Genomic DNA, 18,555 nt, shown 5'->3' with positions numbered 1-18,555 from the left:
TTTTCTTATGCCCCGCTCTCTACCGCGGGCCTTGTCGGGCGACCATCAGGGTCAATCGAAAAAGCGCGTCGACAGAGAGGCACTCTGTGCCCCTATCGCAATCATAGGCATAACCTGCGTCACGCGCCTGTGCTGGATTTTTCGCATCGCCACAACTTCAATCGACTGCATGACTTCAATCTCTGACCGAATGGCTAGAACTCACTATAGTTTCATTTAGCCACGATGCTAGCCTCCATCCAGTCCACCGAGGGATAGGTACCTACAACCCATGCCTGAACATTTAAGAGCCCTGGTCGTCATTGTGCTTGTGGCCAGTGTGGTTTTCTTCATGGCCCGGCGTCCGGCAACGGACCTGATCCCCCTGGCGGACTTCAAGCGACGCCGCAACCTGTGGTTTGTCCTGACCCTGGCGGCATTCTTCGCCCACAGCTTCTGGCTGTATGCCGGCGCCGCCACGGTCATCCTGCTGGTTGCCCAGCGCCGCGAGCACAACCCGCTGGCGCTGTTTTTCATGTTGCTGTTCCTGATCCCGCCAGCAATGACCGAAATACCCGGTTTTGGCGTGATCAACTACCTGTTCGACATCAACCATCAACGCGTCCTGACGCTGTGCGTGCTGCTGCCGGCGGCGCTGGTGCTGCGCAAGCAAAGCGAGAGCATTCGCTTCGGCCGCCTGCTGCCCGACAAGCTGCTGCTGGCCAGCCTGGTGCTGACCAGTGCGTTGGCGCTGCGCGAAACCACCGTCACCGACACGCTGCGCCAGGTGCTGAGCCTGTACATCGATGTGTTCCTGCCCTATTACGTGGCCAGCCGTGGCTTGCGTGAACTCAGTGACTTCAAGGACGCCATGCTCGCGTTCGTCCTCGTTGGCTTTCTCCTGGCGCTGCTCGGCGTTGCCGAGTACGTACGTAACTGGCTGCTGTACAACGCCCTGCTCGATGCCCTGGGCCTGCAATGGGACATGAAAGCCTATCTGAGCCGTGGTGGCTCGTTGCGTGCCAGTGTCACCACCGGGCAGGCGATCGTGCTCGGCTACGTGATGGCCGTGGCCATCGGCTTGTTCCTGTTCGTGCAGCACTTCGTGCAACGGCCTGTGCACCGCTACCTGGGCGCCCTGCTGCTGGCCGCAGGGCTGTTTGCCCCACTCTCGCGCGGCCCCTGGATTGGCGCAGGGGTAATCGTGGTGGTGTTCATCGCGCTGGGCAGGCGCGCCGTGTCGCGCCTGGCGTTGCTGGCCCTGGCCGGGGTGCTGAGCATACCGCTGCTGAGCGTCGTGCCCGGCGGCGACAAGATACTCGACCTGCTGCCCTTCATCGGCAAGGTGGACACGGAGAACATCACCTACCGCCAGCGCCTGCTCGACAATTCATGGATCGTCATCCAGCGCAACCCGCTGTTCGGCTCCTTCGACTACCGCAGCACCCCGGAAATGCAATCGATGATCCAGGGCGAAGGCATCATCGACATCGTCAACACCTACGTTGGCCTGGCCCTGCGCATCGGCCTGGTGGGGTTGGGGCTGTTCCTGGGCTTTTTCGGCTGCATCCTGCTGGGTATGCACCGGGCGATGCGCGCGATCAACGACAACGCTGACCCGTATCGCCTGTTGGGGCGGGTATTGCTGGCGACCTTGCTGGGGATCCTGGTCACCATTTTCACCGTCAGCAGCATCACGGTCATCCCGATCGTGTACTGGTCGATTGCCGGGCTCAGCGTCGCCTACATCCAGATGATGCGCCGACAGGCCGCTACAGAGACCAGCCAGGTGACCACCATCAGCCTTCAACCGAGGTAGTTCGATGCCCAGCCTTGCCCTGTGTACATGGACCCGCACATCGCTACTGGTCGGCCTGCTGGCATTGCCAGTGGGCGCCGGGGCATCCGATTGGGTCGTGCGTGTCGACGAACAGAACGGCCTGCCCACGCTGACCCACGGGGGTGGCCCGGCCTTCGTGCCCAGCTTCGACTTCTGGGGCGCGAACTGGGGCTGGACCGGGTTCTATCCTGCGCTCAAGGTCGATGGCCCCTACCGCTACACACTGACCGGCAGCAACAAGGACCTGGACTTCGACCTCAAGGCCGACATCCAGAAGCCCCAGGCGCAAACCCTCACCTGGGACTTCGACCTGCAGGCACACAGCAGGCAGAGCAACGTGATGGGGGGCGGTATCGTCTGGCGCTTCGACCCCACGTTGATTGCCGGGGGAATGGGCGACCCGGTGCTGTTGCCCGATAACCGCGGTTGGGCGTGGGGCAAGAACCCCCAAGGACCACACGTCGAAATGCGCTTCGACCCACCGCTGGCGAAGGTGTATTTCGAACGTGGCAACACCGACCAGGTGCGCACCTTCTTCTACACCGACCCGATCAAGCCTGGGCAACAGCAGATCAAGGCACAGCTGAGCGTGACCGGGGATATCATCATTGGCCAGACCGCCACTGAACGCTTTGGCATGACCGACCCCACGACGTGGCCGGATGACCAGCTCGACTGGCGCACTTCACCGGTTGACCTGTCGTTTCTCAACACGCCGGAAAAACCGGCCGGCAAGCGTGGCTTCGTCAAGGCCGATGGCGAGCAGCTGGTGTTTGCCGACGGCACCCCGGTGCGTTTCTGGGGCACCAACCTGTCAGCCTATTCGCTGTTCCGTACGCCCGACGAGGAAATCAAACTACAGGCCAAGCGCCTGTCGGCCCTAGGCTTCAACCTCGTACGCCTGCACCACCATGATTCCCCCTGGGTGACCCCCAACATCTTCGGCGACCTGCAGCAGATCAAGGACACCCAGCAGCTCAGCGCCGAGTCGCTGAAGAAGATCGACCTGTGGATCAAGAGCCTCAAGGACGAAGGTATCTACGTGTGGCTCGACCTGCATGTGTCGCGGCCAGTCACGGCGGCTGACAACATCTATGGCTTCGACGAGCTGCCCAAGGACCACGCTGTCGCTGGCCTCAAGGGTTACCTGTTCGTCAACGTCACCATGCAGCAGGCCTTGAAGCGCTTTGCCGAGCAGTACCTGACCCACGTCAACAGCTACACCGGGCTCGCCTACAAGGACGACCCGGCGATTGCCGCCGTGCTGATCACCAACGAGAACGATGTCACCCACCACTTCGGCAACGCCCTGCTGCCAGACAAGGATGTGCCCAAGCACAGCCGCCTGTATATGGACCAGGCCAAGGCCTTTGCCCAGCGCCACGACCTGCCTGCGGACAAGACCTGGCGCGCCTGGGAGCACGGCCCGTCGAAGCTGTTCCTCAACGACCTGGAACAGCGTTTCTATGCCGACATGATCGGTTACCTGCGCACGCTCGGGGTCAAGGTACCTATTGCCACCACCAGCACCTGGGGCCTCAATGGCCTGTCCTCGCTACCCGCATTGACGGCCGGTGACGTGGTCGACGCCCACAGCTACGGCGGCCTTGGGCAACTGGAGAAGAACCCGCTGAGCAGCGACGGCATGATCAACTGGCTAGGCGCAGCCCAGGTGCTGGGCAAGCCGATGACCGTCACCGAGTGGAACGCCGAGCCCTTCCCCCTGCCCGACCGCCACACGCTGCCGCTTTACGTGGGCAGCACCGGTAGCCACCAGGGTTGGGACGCGATCATGCAATACGCCTACAGCCAGCAGGCGTTCTTCGAACAATGGCGCCGGGCCGACAACTGGAACGCCTACAACGACCCGGGGCTGATCGCTACCCTCCCCGCGGCCGCCCTGCTCTATCGGCGCCAGGACGTGCACCCGGCCAAGACCCGCTACGTCTTCGCGCCCACGGCAGCGACCCTGTTCAACCAGGAGATCTCACCGGCCAACTCGGTATTGCTGCGCACCGCCATGGAGAAAGGCCGCCTGCAGATCGCCATGCCGCAAACCCCAGAGTTGCCGTGGTTGCAGGCCGGCGTGATACCTGCAGACGCACAGGTGCTGAAAGACCCTGGGCAGTCGCTGATCGATGCCAATGCCAGCGAAGCCGTAAGCGACAGCGGCCAGCTGCGCCACAACTGGCAGCAAGGCCTTTACACCATCGATACGCCCATGACGCAGGCGGCGACTGGCTGGCTGGGTGGCCAGTCGCTGAGCGTGGGTGACATTCAGGTCCAGCTGAAAACCGGCTATGCCAGTGTCGTGGTGCAGAGCCTGGACAGCAAGCCGCTCACCCAGTCGCGCAGCCTGCTCATTTCGCTGGGCAGCCGCGCCATCCCCAGGCCCGAAGACGTCACCCCGTTCCATGTCGAACCGCTCGAAGGCAGCCTGAGCATCAAGGCGCCAGCGGGCTTGAAGCTCTACAGCCGCAGCAGCGACGGCAAGGAAAATACCCTGCCTGCGAGCTACAAGGATGGGCGCTACCTGATCACGTTCGATGGCCTGCACATGGCCAACTGGCTGTTCTTGAAATAGGGCATATCGCCATCTACAGTCATTGAAGCCCTGTATTCCAGGCATTCGACGCTACGTCTGTTCCAGGAGGATTGGATGAAGTACTTGGTTGTCGGTGGTGCAGGTTATATCGGTTCACACATGGTCAAGCACCTGCTGCGTGCCGGCCATGAGGTGGTGGTTGCAGACCTTCACGCGCCGGCGCCCGGCATCGAGTGGGATTGCCTGGACATCGCCGACGGCCACGCGCTGGACGCCCTGTTCAACGACTATCACTTCGATGCCGTGTTCCATTTCGCCTCGTTCATCCAGGTTGGCGAGTCGGTGGCAGACCCCGACAAATACTACCAGAACAACGTCTGTGCGACCCTGAGCCTGTTGGAGGCGATGGTACGAGCAGGCATCAAGCGGCTGATCTTCTCCTCAAGTGCCGCCGTGTACGGCGACCCTCAGTATGTACCCATCGACGAGCAACACTCCAAGGTGCCGATCAACCCCTACGGGCGCACCAAATGGATGGTGGAGCAGATGCTCGAAGATTTCGACCGGGCCTATGGCCTGCGTTCGGTGAGCTTGCGTTACTTCAACGCGGCCGGTGCTGACCCGGACGGCGAACTGGGCGAATGCCACGAGCCGGAAACCCACCTGATTCCGCTGATCCTGCAGGCGGCCTCCGGGCGGCGCGAGGCCGTGACCGTGTTCGGCCATGACTACGACACCCCGGACGGTACCTGCATCCGTGACTATATCCACGTTGCCGACCTGGCTTCGGCGCACGCCCTGGCAGTGGAGTACCTGCTAGCTGGGGGTGCGACTGCGGCCTTCAACCTGGGCAACGGTCTGGGGTTCTCGGTGCAGGAAGTGATCGAGACGGCACGCACGGTGACCGGGCGATCGATCACTGTGATCGAGGCCACCCGCCGCGCTGGCGACCCACCCCGGCTGGTGGCGGATGCTGAAAAAGCCAGGTCGGTATTGGGCTGGCAGCCGGCGCACACTTCACTGGATGAGATCGTGAGCCATGCATGGGCGTGGGAGTTGAAATATCCCTGGAAGTGACGTTGCTGGTTGAAAGACGCTTCGATTCTCTCGCATAGACTCTTAAAATCGACGCGATCCCTCTGGGAGCCGCGCTTGCCGGCGATGGGCTGCGAAGCGGCCCCAGTGTGCAGGAGTCTTGATCGATAGCGATCACTCCCCGAGCGGCGACTTTCGATCTATTGCGGATATTCAAAGCGGGGGCCGCTTCGCAGCCCGTCGCTGGCAAGCGCGGCTCCCACAGGGGATAGCGCCAACTTTGAAAATGGAGCAAGGCGGTTGCTGGCTCCGAGGCACGCGCCCCTAGTAATAAGTCCGCAGCTGCTCATCCGCCTTGTTCAACACCGCCCCTACCAGGTTCGATGAGGCCAGGTGATACAGGCAATCCTCGATGTCCTTCTTGCTGTTCATGCCGTTGGCCACGACCAGCAACACGCAGTCGAACTTCGGCAGCACGGTGATCGCGTCATCCGAACTCAGCAATGGCGGCAAGTCAAAGATGCAGATCCTCGAGTCATAGCGGTCGCGCAGGTCGGTGATCAGGTTGTTGACCTTGGCTGACGACAGCACCTCGGTAGACATCGGTACCGGCTCTCGCGTCGGCAGCACGACAAAGCGTGGCAGTGTCGGGTTGACCAGCGCCTCTTCGAGCCAGGCCTTGCCATTGAGCACGTCGTTGAGCGCCTTCTCCATCGGCAACCCCAGGCTGCTGCCAACCCGTGGGCGGCGCAGGTCGAAGTCCACCAACAGGGCCGTCTTGTTGGTGTGGTGGGCGATGCTCATGGCCAGGTTGACGGCCAGCACCGTCTTGCCCGCCTCGGGGGTTGGCGAGGTGATCGCCAGCGTGCGCCAGCCATTGTCCTCCATGGCCTGCAGCACCTGGGTACGCAGCAGGTCGATCGCCCCGCTCATGTTCGAGTTCTTGTTGAAGGAAACGATCCGGTTACGCTCCAGGTGTTCCGCATTCAGCGGCACTACCTTGGTCTGCACGTAATCGAATTGCCCAAGCTCCCCAGGCTTCTGCATGACCGAAGGCACCTGCGCCGTATCGGAGGTGGCAGGTGAAACCTGGTGAATGTTCTTACCAATAGCCGGCGTACTTCTGTCCATCGCTGCGCTCCCTATTCAAACCGAGCCATAGCTTTGAAAAGCAGGAGGTCCAAAGGCATGTAAAAAATATGGACGCCCACCAACAGGATAGCAACCAGCAGCAATCCGGCACCGATCATCATCGACATCAGCCGCTTGCGCCTGGCTTTGTCCGCCTTGGTCGGGATATACGGCACCGCCACCAGCACGCGCCGGCCCAGTACGCTTTCCAGGGCACCGACACCGCGCACGCGCTGATTGAGCATTTCCAGCAGCATCACCAGGCCACCGCCAGCGGCCGGGGCCAGCACCAGGCCAAGGGCGACGATTTTCTTGCGGTTGGGCTTGACCGGTTTTTCGGGCATCAGCGGCGGCTCCAGCAGAACGAAGCGCTCGGCCTTGTTTTCCTGCTCGAGGCTTTCGGTGATCTTCGCGCCCATCTGCTTGTTGCGTATTTCTTCGTATTTCTTGCGTGCGTTGTCATGGTCACGCAGCAGCGTCACCAGGCCGCGCTCGACTTGCGGCGCCTCGAGGATATCGGCCTCATAGCCTTCCATCTTGGTGGTCAGCTGGCGCTTCTGGTCGGCCAGCGACGCGATGCGCGACTGGGCAGCAGCCATCTTGGTCCGTACGCGCGCGGCGTCGAGGTTGCCGCCGGCCACTGCCGCAATGCCCTGGTTACCGGATGCCTTGAGCGCGTCGATCTTGCGCTTTATCGCCACCACGTCCGGATGCGCTTCGGTGTATTTGGTCAGCAGTCGGGCGTACTCGGCCTTCAGCCCTGGCAGATCCTGAGGGTCTGGGGCAACGGCCCTGCCATTGGCCGCCTGGGTCGGCACGCCGGAGTTGGCCGCCGCCAGTTCCAGTTCCAGATAGCGCAGTTCTTCCTGCGCAGCCTTGTAGTCACGATCCACCTCACGGAACTCCAGTTCCGAGCGCGACAACATGCTCATGCGCAACTGCTGGTTTTCAGGCAAGGCATTGGAATGCGCCTGCTTGAAGTCCGCCAGCTTGTTTTCCAGATCGGCCAGCTCGGCGCCGAGCTTGTCAGCTTCCTGGGAGAGGAACTCGGTGGTTTCGGTGGCGCGTTCGGTACGCTGCTTCATGTTCTCGTTGAGGAACAGCGACACCAGTTCGTCAGCCACTTCCTTGGCCACGTCCGCGCGTTTGTCTTCATACGATACGGTGAAGGCCACGGTGGCCTCGCCGCGCCCCTTGACATACGTGCTGAGCGTTGCGACCACGATCGCACTGCGCATCTGCTCGATCTTGTCGGTTTCGCTGAAGCGGCTGCCGCGGTCAGCGAACAGGTTGTACTTCTCGATGATCCGCGCCAGGTTCTCGCGGGTCATCACCCGCTGGCGGATGACCTCGATACGCTCATCGGCGAAGGTGTTGTTGCCGGCCGAGACCAGGTCTGGGGAGATCTGCTGCGACTCTACCAGAATGGTCCCGGTCGATTGATAGATTGGCGGCACACTGATCGCCACCCCGATGGTAGCGGCCACCACGACCACTATGACGATCGCCAGCAGCAAGGCACGGTCCTTGATGATGGCGACGTAATCTTTGATAGAAAGCTCGTACTCAGATTTCATAGTGGCCACCAATCCGAAATTCAGATGTCGGGGTATCTATACGTCAGCGTCAAACCAGCGATGGTAGCGTCGGCATTGGGCAAGCCACTTTGCTGGCGCTCCTTGTACAGCAACGAAAAACGCAGGTCCCAGGCCGGCGAAAACGCCCGGCTGGCCCAGACGCTGTAGGTCTGCATCGTGTTGGGGTTCTGCCCTTTGCTGTCCTGCCACCAGGCATCTGCGCCGACTCGGGTGGTTTCTGTCACCAGGTAGCTCCAGCTGCCACGCACCATGTCCATTTCCGCCGCACCGCCCTGGGCGTTGGACATCGTGGTGCGGTCGGCACTGAAGCTGGCCTCGTGACGCGAGCCACGGTAGGTCAGCGAGGCGCCGCCTTCACCACGGCGCTGAGTACCGGCACCGTTGGTCTGGTTGACGCCGACATGCGCTGCACCCACCAGGCTGTCGGAAAACTGATACTTGATGCCAATGCTGGGGACATAGCTGTTGGTGGCGACTGCCGAGGTCGTGTCATCTGGCTCGTAACGCCGGGCTTCGAAGCCGCTGATGATGTCGGTGCGCTCGCTCCAGGCATACGTCCAGTTGAAGTCGTTGGCGTACTCGTCGTAACCGGTCAGCGTACTGATGTCGTAACTGGCATGGGAGTAGCGAAGCTCGTTGGACAGGGTGCTGCGCTCGCTCACCGCACTGCTCCAGTTGCCCGTGAGCCTGGACATCTTCTGGGTGCCGTCAGTGGTGGTAACCACACCGGTGTCCTGCACCGCACCGGACAGCGTCGAGCTCTCGTCGTATTGCGCCAGCAGGCCAAAGCCACCGCTTTCGGTTTCGCGCTGCCAGCCCAGGCGCAGGTTCGGGTCTTCACGGTCATCCATCACCGAGCGGTCCGATGAACGCAGCACATGCATGCCCACGCCCATGCGCAACTGATCGCGATCGAACTGACCTACCAGGGTGTAATCAGGCGCAATGATCGTACGCGTCACACCTTTCTCCTTGGACGTCAGGAGCAATGGGTTGCTGTCGTACTCGACAGTCGTGGGAACCTCGACTGAAGACTGCCAGTTGGCGGCATCAACCACCCCGGAGAACGGCATCATCATGATTGCCGTTACAACACTCGTCGTTTTATTGATAGGCACAAGTCGTTCTTAATTATTAGGAGAGTCAGGGTACGACCAGCGTATCGCCAGCCTGAAGTTGGAAGTTGGTGGACATGTCACGCCCAGAAACCAGATCCTTGTAACGCACCGGCATGACCTTTTGGCCGCGAATGACTTTGATGGCACTTTCGTCGGCGAATTTGTCCATTCCACCCGACATGCTCAAGGCCTGAAGCACCGCCGTAGGGCCTGCCATCGGCACCGGGCCGGGCTTGATCACTTTGCCTTGAACATACACAAGATTGCCAGCGGTACTGGTGACGACCACGCTGACATTCGGCTGGGCCAGGTAAGGTTTCAGTGCGGTCTCGATCTTTTTCGCCACGGCGGTGGCTTCGAGGCCGGCGACATCCACGCGACCCGCCAGCGGGAAGGTGATACTGCCATCGGGAAGGACCACGGTTTCCTGACGCAGGGTGTCTTCCTGCCAGACCGAGATCATGACTTTGTCACCGGGACTTAACAGGTAGGTAGAGGAAGTATCGGCGGCGGCGGTGCCAGACCAGACCACCAGGGCGCAGAGAACGGACATCAGCAAACGTACCATGAGGGATCCCTCCGGCCAGTCGGCCCAGGTTAAGAGCACTGAATGAGTACAACGACGAACCTCTCGCTCCGCTTCGCAGCGTATCTGCTGCGATGGCCTCACCCATCCTGGAGGCCCTTTACCGCGATGCCGCCCTGCCTGTCTCTTACTGCTGATCGCGCCGAGGACGCTGGCTACTGGAATATAGCAACAGCTGTAAAATTGACAAGCATTGGCGCCCCCGAAAAAACGTAAAGACCCACGTTTTAGCGTCAACGCATTGGCAACGTGATAAAAATGAGAAAATTTAGATCTTCTTTCTATTGGCGACCGCGATGAAACCGATCACTGCGGAAGCAAACAACCACCCCGCCGAAGACAGCGGAACAATGGTATTTTCAGTCAAGTAAGAGTCGGCCGCTCGCGCTGCACCCGTCAATAATACCAACAGGAAGAAAGACTTGATGAACAGAGTCGAGCGCATGTTCGCCCCCTGCAAGAGGTAAGTTGTTATTGATTTGGCGGAAGAGTGTATCGCTGTTGATTTGAGCTTATGGGCACAATGACATTACGTCAATGATCCGACACCATAATAAATCTCAATGGGACATGCCTGGGTTCGTCAAAATGCCGTCAGCATGATTTTGCTGGGATTTACACCCTGCCAGGGCTGTGTTTCTACGCGCACCCCTGGCAGTCGATTGGCGACAAATCGAGGATCAATAAGGGAACAGATCCAGCGTTCGCTCCACTTCATCGATATCGATGGTGAAGCCTTCTCCCTGCGGCGTCCCGACCACAAAACCAAAGTGCTGATGGTCGCGATCGGTCAGGTATTTGTAGTAACTCACGAAGCGGTTCGGCGGCTGTAGCGCCAGTATCGAACCACCGGGCTGCAAGACATTGACGCCATGCACCAGCTGGCTACCTTCGACGCCAATCACCGTCCTCGCCCCCGCACAGGCGGCGACGATACCTGGCACATCGGTCTTCATCGGGTCGATGATGCGAAAACCGCGGTATTTCTGCAGGTGCGAGGCGACTTCAAGCTCATTGCGCATCAGGCGCAGGTCGCCATCGCTGCCACGCAGTATGAACACCCCCGGGTGCGGCGACGGGTCGACGTGCGACAACAACTTGTCACCCATGGCCCGGTAGCGCGAATACCGGTTGCGGTTGTTGCTGAGGTCGTCGAACAGCACCAGTTCACGAAAGAACGCGCCACGCGTGCGCAGTGGCTGCATGCCCAGCCAGCGTTCATACGCCGGCCCTTGGCTGAACAATGGGTAGCGAGCCGAGGGCGCGGTGGTCACCGGCACGCCTTCTTCGCAGGCCAGGGCGTAGGTCGGGCAGTCTTCCATCAACCAGGTACCGAACCAGGTATTGCCGTTCTGGGTGCAGTAGATGGCCCCGCGGTCGATTTCGTGATCCACCGTGACGCCAGGGAACCGGCTCGGCTTCAACGACAACCAGTGGCTGGCATTGCCCTTGTACAACGCACCGTCGATCAGCCAGACATCCTTCAGCAGGTAGCCGCGTGTCGGCCCCTGCTCGATAGCGATGCCGCCTTCCATGGTCCGCGCAGGATGCACATACGGGTAGAAGCGCTTGGCCTCCCAGCCCGTTACCCGCTCCAACTGGTTGGGCAAGTAGAAGGCCGGTGGCGATACCGTTGTTTCACCGGGCGCGATATCCCAGACCTTCTCGGCGACACGCTTGATATCGATATCAGCCTTGCGTGCCAGGCGCTTGCGCGCGATGTGCTGGTAGGCCGCCAGGGTCCAGGTGTTCTGGCTGGCAACCGAAGAGCCACTGAAGTTCGAAATACCGCTGCCCATGAAACGCCCCTCCCGAAGTGACAGGTGTCTGGCCTGAGGCAAGGCATGCACTCCCGGCATGCCTTGAAGTCGGTTCAGCTGGAAACGACGACCCTTTCCATCGTGGGCGGGGACTGTAGCGTGGCGTAACGGCTGCGCAGGGTTTGCAGGAACGACTCGCCACTGCTCCCGACGCCGTAGAGGTAGATCTTGTGCAGGCCACCAAACACCATCTCGTGATAACGGCTGGCGACCTCATCATCACTGGGCCCTTCCGGCAGGCCCAGGTGGAGCGTCAATTTGTTGCCCTCGACGGCGAACAGCGGGGTGTCCCAAAGGAACTGCGCGGTCCCCGTGCGGGGCAAGCGGACGAACAGGTAGGCATGGTTGCCCAATTCATCGATATCACCGCCACGCCGGCGCTTCCACTTCAACAGGCCGTCGTCCGGCCGTGCCAGGCACATGCCGATGTCGTAGTAGTCGTAACCGTTGGCCAACGCCCACTCGAGGGCCATGAACGTGGTGATCGAATTGACCTCGCGCAACTTTTTCGGGTCTGAGAACACCGCTTCGCAATAGCCGAAACGCAGGGTGCTCCAGTAACGTTTGCCGTCCCGCGTGATCTCGCAGCCCAGGTGGCAACCGATGACCTCATCGCCACAGGTGATCAGATCCAGGCGCCCTACCCCTTTTGCCAGACGAAACACTTCGTCGGTTGGAAACTGCGCCGCATGAATACCCTGCCGGGCACTGGCATAGGGCCGCAACAGCTGTTGATCGGCCATGGCGATCTCGTCATCGGCGAGCGTCTGGCGCATCTGGTAGAGCGGGCGGTTCTTGCGAATGCTGCGGCGCAGTTCACTGTCGTAGCGGGCGGTGATGTCATCGAGCGAGCGGCCCAAGGGCACCACGGCGCTCAGGTAGTGGGGCACCGTCAACGCGCCGGAAGTCGGCATCTCGCTCACCACCACCACATGCCGGGGCTCGGTCGGAGCAGTCTCTTCGGCAGCTTCGGCCAGTTGCTGCTGGCCCTTGCCGCCGATCAGCAGCTTGGCCATTTCGCGCTGCTGCTTCCTGCCGATGTAGAGGATTTCGTAAGGGCTGGCGTGCTGCAGCCGGAAACGCGAGATTTCCCAGCGCCAGAAGCAGGTACGGGCCAGCAGCTCGCGTAACTTGCTTGAAACGGTTCGGATCTCGTAACGCATGGAAGGCGAGATCATTTTTCGCGCCACAGCCGCCAAGTTCTCTTTCATGTCTTCTTCGACGTCCTTTGATGTTGTCAACGGGGCTGATCGGAAAACAATAGAGCGGAGCTTGAAAGCCTGCATAACGTGTTGATTTGTAAACTATCAACGTCGGATGCCGACTTCACATTCAGTAACAATTTAAGATGCAGGTGCGCTGCTTGGCAAGCGGCATTTTGACAGCATCGCAGCTTTATTAATGGCGTCAAATTTATTGGCACAGGCAAAAGTCACGTACTGCTTTTGCTATATATCCTCCCTGTTTCAATACGCTGAAAGTTGTATTACTCCACTACCGCTGCAAGCGATTGCAGATGCTGCCTGATGGCTTCTTTCAACGAAGGAGCCTCCCTATGGCCAGCCCTGCTACCGCTTCGCCTCACGAAGAACTGATTACAACGCAACTGCCCACCTGGACCCGCTACACCACACCCCGGCACTGGCAAGCGCTGCGCCAGAGCCAGCAGCTCGATGCATTCGACCAGGACTGGTACAACAATGCCGCGCCTGACCTGCGTGAAGCCGTGCAGGCCAGCCACACTCGCCTGCTGCGCTCGCAAGCCAGGCTGGCGCGTTCGCTCAAGGGCCTGAAGCAGATCAGCGAATTTGCCGAACCGATCCTGCAGGCACGCCTGGCCGAACTCGGCTTCACGGCACCGCTGCGCGCCAGCGAACTGCTACGCGTCGAGCGCACCTGGAACTGGAACGCACTGGGTTACCTCTACAGCCACCGCCGTGACAATTTACTGCAAGCCGCATTGCAGAACTTTGCCGATGACGAAACCTTCACCCGCGAAAGTGCCATTGCCCTGAGCGGCGCCATCCATGTCACGCCCATCAAGGTGCCCGGAACGGCAGTGACTGGCCCGCAGACTCCCACCGCGCATTTTGCACTGGCATCGGAGCAGTATCAGGTCGAGCGCCTCGACCTCGCGCCCGAGACCTTTGCGCAACACTGCCGCGAACTCGACCTCGGTGGCGCTTACCAGGCCCATCTGCAGCAATGCTTCACTGCGCCCCAGGTGCGTAGCCAGGCCATTGCAGTGCAACAGGACCGCTTGCGCCTGGCAGCGGACCTGGGCTACCTGCGCCAGGCACTGAGTGGCAGGGCTCGCGATCAGGTCGACCGGTTGCTGCAGAACGGCGCCGTGCCGTGTTGGCAGCTGGCCCTGTTCGGCATCGTCTTGCACGAAGTGATGCTGATCGACGCAGACCATACCGGCTGGCTGCTCTATTTGCCTGGCAATACCCCTGCCCTTCACGCCTGTGCAGATCTGGGCGCCGTCAATCAGGTACTGGCAACCCTGCTGCGGGAGCCAGAAAATCGTCAGCGTTTCCAGGCCCACCTGAGCCAGGCCGACCAGCCGCGCTTCCTCGACGTGCTGCAACAGAACCTGGACAACGCCAGCCCACCCAACCTGCACCCCACCGTCCACGCCATCACCGGCGAACCCTTCGGCTTCTATCAGGACCTGCACCTGGCGCGCCTGAAAAGCGAGGCCGAACACCTCGCGGTGCCCACTGCCGTGGCCGACGCACAGGCCCGGGCCAAACGCCAGGAACAATGGGAAAGCCTCGGCCTGGACGCGCTCAACGTGGCAGGTTTCTTCATCCCGGCCATAGGCACCCTGATGCTCGCCGTGACCGCCTTCCAGTTGCTGGGTGAAGTCTACGAAGGTTATGAAGCCTGGCACGAAGGCGACCGCCACCTGGCCTTGCAGCACCTCGAAGCCGTCGGCCTGAACCTGGCCCTGATCGGCGGGCTGGTAACGGCAGGCCATGTCGTGCCAAAGCTGTTCAAAAGCCCTTTGCTGGAGAAGCTGCAGGAAGTTCACTGCAGCGATGGCCGCTATCGCCTCTGGCAGCCGGACCTGGCCCCCTACCGCAGCCCCCTGCAGCTCCCGGAAGGGCTGCAGCCCAATGCGCAAGCCCAGTACCTGCATGACGGTAGCCATTACATTCGCATGGATGGCCAGCTCTATAAACAGCGTTTCGAACCCACCACCCAGCAGTGGCGAATCATCCACCCCGAGGCACCAGATGCTTACCAACCGCCGCTGGAGCACAACGGTCATGGCGCATGGCGCGCTGCCCATGAACAGCCGCAGCAGTGGCCGTTCGCGGTGCTGGCAAGACGTCTGGGCGAAGCTTACACAGCCTATACCCCGGAACAACTGGAACTGGCCGGGCGCATCTGCGGTGTCGATGCAGCCCGCTTGCGCCAGGTGCACCTTGAAGGCCAGCCGGCCCCTGCGCTGATGCTCGACACCTTGAAGCGCATGGCGACGCGTGCTCCGGTCGAGCCGCTCAAAGGCGAAACTGCGCAGCAGCTTCTGCAAGGTCATCGCGAATGGCCGCTGGTACGCGCCCTGCAACAACTCAGCCTGCCGCTGCAGGCGACAACCGACAGTGAGCGGCTGTTGTTCAGCTACCTCGATGACCTGCCTGAATGGCCTGCGGACCTGCGCCTTGAACTGCGGGCTGGCAGCCCGCAGGGCCCGCTGCTCCACAGCAATGGAAGCAACCTGACTGGCAGGGTCTGCCGCGTCGTCAAATCCGCCGAAGGATATGAGGCGGATCTGGGCGAACGCCCCGCCCCTTCGACCCAGGACCCGGACCTGTGCCGGGCGGTCGAGCAAGCACTACCAAGTGCCTGGCGAGAGTCGCTAGGCATCTCGAGCAGTAATGGCAACACCCTGCGCGAGCGTGTACTGGCTTGGACCGAGCCCCGCCGCAGTGAGCTGCTCCGACGCCTCTGGACCGGAGGCATACGCCGCAGGGTCGAACCCGTTGGTTTGAAAGGCGGTCTTGAAACGACACCCAGCAGCCCCTATCGGCGGGAACCCTTGGCACTGCGCTATCGCCGTTTGTACCCCACCGCCACTGACGACCACCTCCGTCAGGCCGAACACGCCTGGCGGCAACAATTGATTTCGCCCACACAGGCCATGCGCGACCTTGAGCAACGCCTGCAGACCTTGCGTCAAAACCTGAGTGAATGGGCACGTCCCGACCCGCAGTTCCCGCACCGCCGCCAGGAGGCCATTACCCCTATCATCAATGCCTGGCGCCGCATATCCAGCCTGCCGCTGGGTCGCGACGCCGAGGTCTATAGCCTGGAACTCCCAGGCCTTGATCTGACGGACCACGACCTGGCCAGCCTGGCCTTGCCGGACGATTTCACCCACATCGAGCATGTGTCATTGTCAAACAATCGCAACCTGAGCCAGTTACCGGCCGAATTCTACGAACGTTTTCCCAGGCTCAAGCGCCTGTACCTGAGTGACTGCCGCTTCAGTCGCCTGCCTCGCCTGGCAAACCCACAGGAACTGGCCTGGCTGGACCTCGACAGTAACCGTATCACTTGGGATAACGACGCCCAGCAGATGCTCGATCAGTTCACCAACCTGGGTGTTCTGGACATGAGCAGCAACCCATTGTTGCGTGCTCCCGACCTTGGCCGCATACCGCGCCTGTACACGCTGTTCCTGGACAACTGCGCACTGACCGAATTGCCGCGCGGGCTGGAAAGCATCATCAGTTCGCCGGTGGCGATCGACCTGGGCGACAATCAGCTGCAACAACTACCAGCTGGTTTCCATGTGCCGCCACCGGTCGCCCAGGCGATGCGCCTTGAGAGCCCATGGCTGAGCCCGAGCATGCTCGATGAGGTCGAAGCCTACAATGCAGCACATCAGGTGGATCTGCTGGTGAACGAGAACGACTATGAGGACTTCTTCCACAATACCGGCCCCACTGAGGCGGCGCTCTGGAACCGTCTGCCACTGCAGTACCGACGAGATTTGCGGGTGCTGCTCGACCTTGAGCCTTTCACATCACACCCGCTCCAAGCCCACGTAGAGTTCTGGCGCCGCTTGGCTGCGATCGACCATAACCTGCCACTACGCCAGCACACCCTTGCACGCCCGGCTTATGAGCTGTTCGACATTACTCTGTAGGGGCCTTGCCGCTACCGCGGCATTCGCGCCCTGAGCGGGTTGCGCGCCACCCACTTCTGCAGCTCGGCGGCCGGCATCGGCCGCCCCAGCAGGTAGCCCTGGCCCTGGTCACACCCGGCATTGCGCAGAAAGTCATACTGCTGCTGGGTCTCGATCCCTTCGGCAGTGATGCGATAGCCCAAGGCATGCCCCAGGTCGATGATCGCCCGGGCAATGGCCACCGCGTCATCGTCATCCGGCAGGTCCTTGATGAACGCCCGGTCGATCTTCAGGTGGTCGATGGGCAAGGCACGCAGGTAGGCCAGCGACGAGTAACCGGTGCCGAAGTCGTCCACCGCTGTGGCCACGCCCATGGCTTGCAGCTGGGCCAGGGCCGCGCACGCCTGTTGCTGGCTTTCCATCAGCAGGCTCTCGGTGATCTCCACTTCCAGCAGATTGGGGGCCAGGCCATGGCGTTCCAAGGCAATGGCCAGGCTCGAGACATAGTCGCTACGCTCGATCTGCAACGCCGCCACGTTGACCGCCAGGGGCCCCGGCAGGCAATCGGCGGCGCGCCAGGCGGCCAGTTGCGCACAGGCCAGGTCGAGCACGCGCTCACCCAAGGGGATGATCAGGCCGGTGCGCTCGGCCAGCGGAATGAACTCGCCAGGCGGTATCAGCCCATGCTCCGGATCGCGCCAGCGCAGCAAGGCCTCGACCCCTTCCAGCTGGCCGCTGAACAGGTCGACCTTCGGCTGGTACCACAATTCGAACTCGTTATCCTGCAGCGCCCGGCGCAAGTTGCGCTCCAGCTCCAGGCGCTGGTGCAGGCGTGCCGTCATGTCCGGGTGATAGGGGCGCCAGGCGTTGCGGCCACCCTCCTTGGCCGCGTACATGGCCGTGTCGGCATGGCGCAGCAGGCTGCCAACATCTTCGCCATGTTGCGGGCACCAGGCCAGGCCAATGCTGCCCGTCACCAGCGCGGCATTGCCATTGAGGTCGAACGGCCGCTGCAGGCAGCGCAGCAGCTGCCGCAGCTGGTGGCTGACCTGGCCCTGGGTGCCCTGGAGCATGAACACGAATTCATCGCCGCCCAGCCGGCATACCCGGTCGCTGGTGTCGAGTTCCTGAAGAAAGCGCGCAGTTGCCTGCTGCAGCAACAGGTCGCCCATGGCGTGGCCCAGGCTGTCGTTGACCTGTTTGAAACCGTCGATATCCAGCAGCAGCACGGCCAGACCATGGCCTTCGGCAGTGGCTTCGGCCAACTGCTGCTGGAACAGCACGCGGTTAGGCAAACCGGTGATGGTGTCGTAATGCGCCAGGCGTTCCAGCTGCGCCTGCGAGCGCTGCAGCTCGCGGTTACGCTGTTGCAGCTGGCGCTGCTTGCGGTTGATCTGCGCGATGAACAGGCTGAGCAGGCCACTACAGGTCAGGGCGAACCAGAACAGCGGCGAGTGGAACAGGCTCGCGTCCTGCTGGCTGTGCTGGCGCTGGATGTCCACATGGCCAAGCGCCATGGACACGCCGATACCGGTCAGGGAAACGCCGACCGGCAACAAGCGGCGAAGGGCGCGGCGCAGCGTGCCGGTAGCCGGTATCTGTTCGTGGGTCATCGGGGAATTGGACGGGGTCATAAGCCTGCAGATATGGGCGATTGCCCCTGTATCGGCGCGGTGCGCGCAAAATTGAGCCAGACTGGTGTTTTTCTTGCCCAGGGTGCATGCTCGCAGCTGAAGCGTTTCACCCGCCAAGACACATGAGGT

General features: G+C 61.4%; 12 protein-coding genes. 4 read left to right on the top strand and 8 right to left on the bottom strand.

Annotated elements, in window-relative coordinates; all coding sequences use genetic code 11:
• Positions 1-271: 271 nt before the first annotated feature.
• The 3 genes from ACLEJU_RS15950 to galE all read left to right on the top strand — a co-directional run bounded on the left by ACLEJU_RS15950 (position 272) and on the right by galE (position 5,441).
• Positions 272-1,798, top strand: a complete 1,527-nt coding sequence (locus ACLEJU_RS15950; RefSeq protein ID WP_435422724.1) for an O-antigen ligase family protein — start codon at positions 272-274, stop codon at positions 1,796-1,798.
• A 4-nt stretch (positions 1,799-1,802) separates the two neighbouring features.
• The gene (locus tag ACLEJU_RS15945; RefSeq protein WP_435422723.1) at positions 1,803-4,403 is read left to right on the top strand and encodes a glycosyl hydrolase family 5; all 2,601 of its coding nucleotides are present in this window, start codon (positions 1,803-1,805) and stop codon (positions 4,401-4,403) included.
• Positions 4,404-4,478: 75 nt separating this feature from the next.
• The gene (galE, locus tag ACLEJU_RS15940) at positions 4,479-5,441 is read left to right on the top strand and encodes a UDP-glucose 4-epimerase GalE (RefSeq protein WP_435422722.1); all 963 of its coding nucleotides are present in this window, start codon (positions 4,479-4,481) and stop codon (positions 5,439-5,441) included.
• A 282-nt stretch (positions 5,442-5,723) separates the two neighbouring features.
• On the opposite strand, the gene ACLEJU_RS15935 is transcribed toward galE, so the two are convergent.
• The 7 genes from ACLEJU_RS15935 to ACLEJU_RS15905 form a co-directional block, all read right to left on the bottom strand.
• Positions 5,724-6,530: a CpsD/CapB family tyrosine-protein kinase gene (locus tag ACLEJU_RS15935; RefSeq protein WP_400729335.1), complete on the bottom strand. Its 807-nt coding sequence runs from the start codon at positions 6,528-6,530 to the stop codon at positions 5,724-5,726.
• 11 nt (positions 6,531-6,541) lie between these two features.
• Positions 6,542-8,107, bottom strand: coding sequence for a GumC family protein (locus ACLEJU_RS15930; protein WP_435422721.1), 1,566 nt, complete (start codon positions 8,105-8,107; stop codon positions 6,542-6,544).
• Between the two features lie 20 nt (positions 8,108-8,127).
• The gene (locus ACLEJU_RS15925) at positions 8,128-9,246 is read right to left on the bottom strand and encodes a hypothetical protein (protein ID WP_435422720.1); all 1,119 of its coding nucleotides are present in this window, start codon (positions 9,244-9,246) and stop codon (positions 8,128-8,130) included.
• Between the two features lie 25 nt (positions 9,247-9,271).
• Positions 9,272-9,814: a polysaccharide biosynthesis/export family protein gene (locus ACLEJU_RS15920; protein ID WP_103447169.1), complete on the bottom strand. Its 543-nt coding sequence runs from the start codon at positions 9,812-9,814 to the stop codon at positions 9,272-9,274.
• Between the two features lie 286 nt (positions 9,815-10,100).
• Positions 10,101-10,277: an EPS-associated small membrane protein EppA gene (eppA, locus tag ACLEJU_RS15915; protein ID WP_181004478.1), complete on the bottom strand. Its 177-nt coding sequence runs from the start codon at positions 10,275-10,277 to the stop codon at positions 10,101-10,103.
• A gap of 235 nt (positions 10,278-10,512) precedes the next feature.
• Entirely contained in the window at positions 10,513-11,631 is a 1,119-nt protein-coding gene (locus tag ACLEJU_RS15910; protein WP_435422719.1) for a glycosyltransferase family 61 protein, read from the bottom strand.
• Between the two features lie 74 nt (positions 11,632-11,705).
• Positions 11,706-12,863, bottom strand: coding sequence for a hypothetical protein (locus tag ACLEJU_RS15905; protein ID WP_435422718.1), 1,158 nt, complete (start codon positions 12,861-12,863; stop codon positions 11,706-11,708).
• A 344-nt stretch (positions 12,864-13,207) separates the two neighbouring features.
• Between ACLEJU_RS15905 and ACLEJU_RS15900 the strand changes: the two genes are divergently transcribed.
• The gene (locus tag ACLEJU_RS15900; protein WP_435422717.1) at positions 13,208-16,813 is read left to right on the top strand and encodes a dermonecrotic toxin domain-containing protein; all 3,606 of its coding nucleotides are present in this window, start codon (positions 13,208-13,210) and stop codon (positions 16,811-16,813) included.
• 11 nt (positions 16,814-16,824) lie between these two features.
• On the opposite strand, the gene ACLEJU_RS15895 is transcribed toward ACLEJU_RS15900, so the two are convergent.
• Entirely contained in the window at positions 16,825-18,426 is a 1,602-nt protein-coding gene (locus tag ACLEJU_RS15895; RefSeq protein WP_435422716.1) for a putative bifunctional diguanylate cyclase/phosphodiesterase, read from the bottom strand.
• Between the last annotated feature and the right edge of the window lie 129 nt (positions 18,427-18,555).

It is taken from the genome of Pseudomonas sp. SMN11 (assembly GCF_052041945.1).
GTDB lineage: Bacteria > Pseudomonadota > Gammaproteobacteria > Pseudomonadales > Pseudomonadaceae > Aquipseudomonas.
Note: the sequence above shows the minus strand (reverse complement) of the source record. Positions and strands in the feature narration are given on the sequence as shown.

Coding starts and splice junctions, on each gene's coding strand:
- ACLEJU_RS15930 (WP_435422721.1), bottom strand. CDS start 8,107: ATGAAATCTGAGTACGAGCTTTCTATCAAAGATTACGTCGCCATCATC.
- ACLEJU_RS15900 (WP_435422717.1), top strand. CDS start 13,208: ATGGCCAGCCCTGCTACCGCTTCGCCTCACGAAGAACTGATTACAACG.
- ACLEJU_RS15895 (WP_435422716.1), bottom strand. CDS start 18,426: ATGACCCCGTCCAATTCCCCGATGACCCACGAACAGATACCGGCTACC.
- ACLEJU_RS15950 (WP_435422724.1), top strand. CDS start 272: ATGCCTGAACATTTAAGAGCCCTGGTCGTCATTGTGCTTGTGGCCAGT.
- ACLEJU_RS15905 (WP_435422718.1), bottom strand. CDS start 12,863: ATGAAAGAGAACTTGGCGGCTGTGGCGCGAAAAATGATCTCGCCTTCC.
- ACLEJU_RS15920 (WP_103447169.1), bottom strand. CDS start 9,814: ATGGTACGTTTGCTGATGTCCGTTCTCTGCGCCCTGGTGGTCTGGTCT.
- galE (WP_435422722.1), top strand. CDS start 4,479: ATGAAGTACTTGGTTGTCGGTGGTGCAGGTTATATCGGTTCACACATG.
- ACLEJU_RS15910 (WP_435422719.1), bottom strand. CDS start 11,631: ATGGGCAGCGGTATTTCGAACTTCAGTGGCTCTTCGGTTGCCAGCCAG.
- eppA (WP_181004478.1), bottom strand. CDS start 10,277: ATGCGCTCGACTCTGTTCATCAAGTCTTTCTTCCTGTTGGTATTATTG.
- ACLEJU_RS15945 (WP_435422723.1), top strand. CDS start 1,803: ATGCCCAGCCTTGCCCTGTGTACATGGACCCGCACATCGCTACTGGTC.
- ACLEJU_RS15935 (WP_400729335.1), bottom strand. CDS start 6,530: ATGGACAGAAGTACGCCGGCTATTGGTAAGAACATTCACCAGGTTTCA.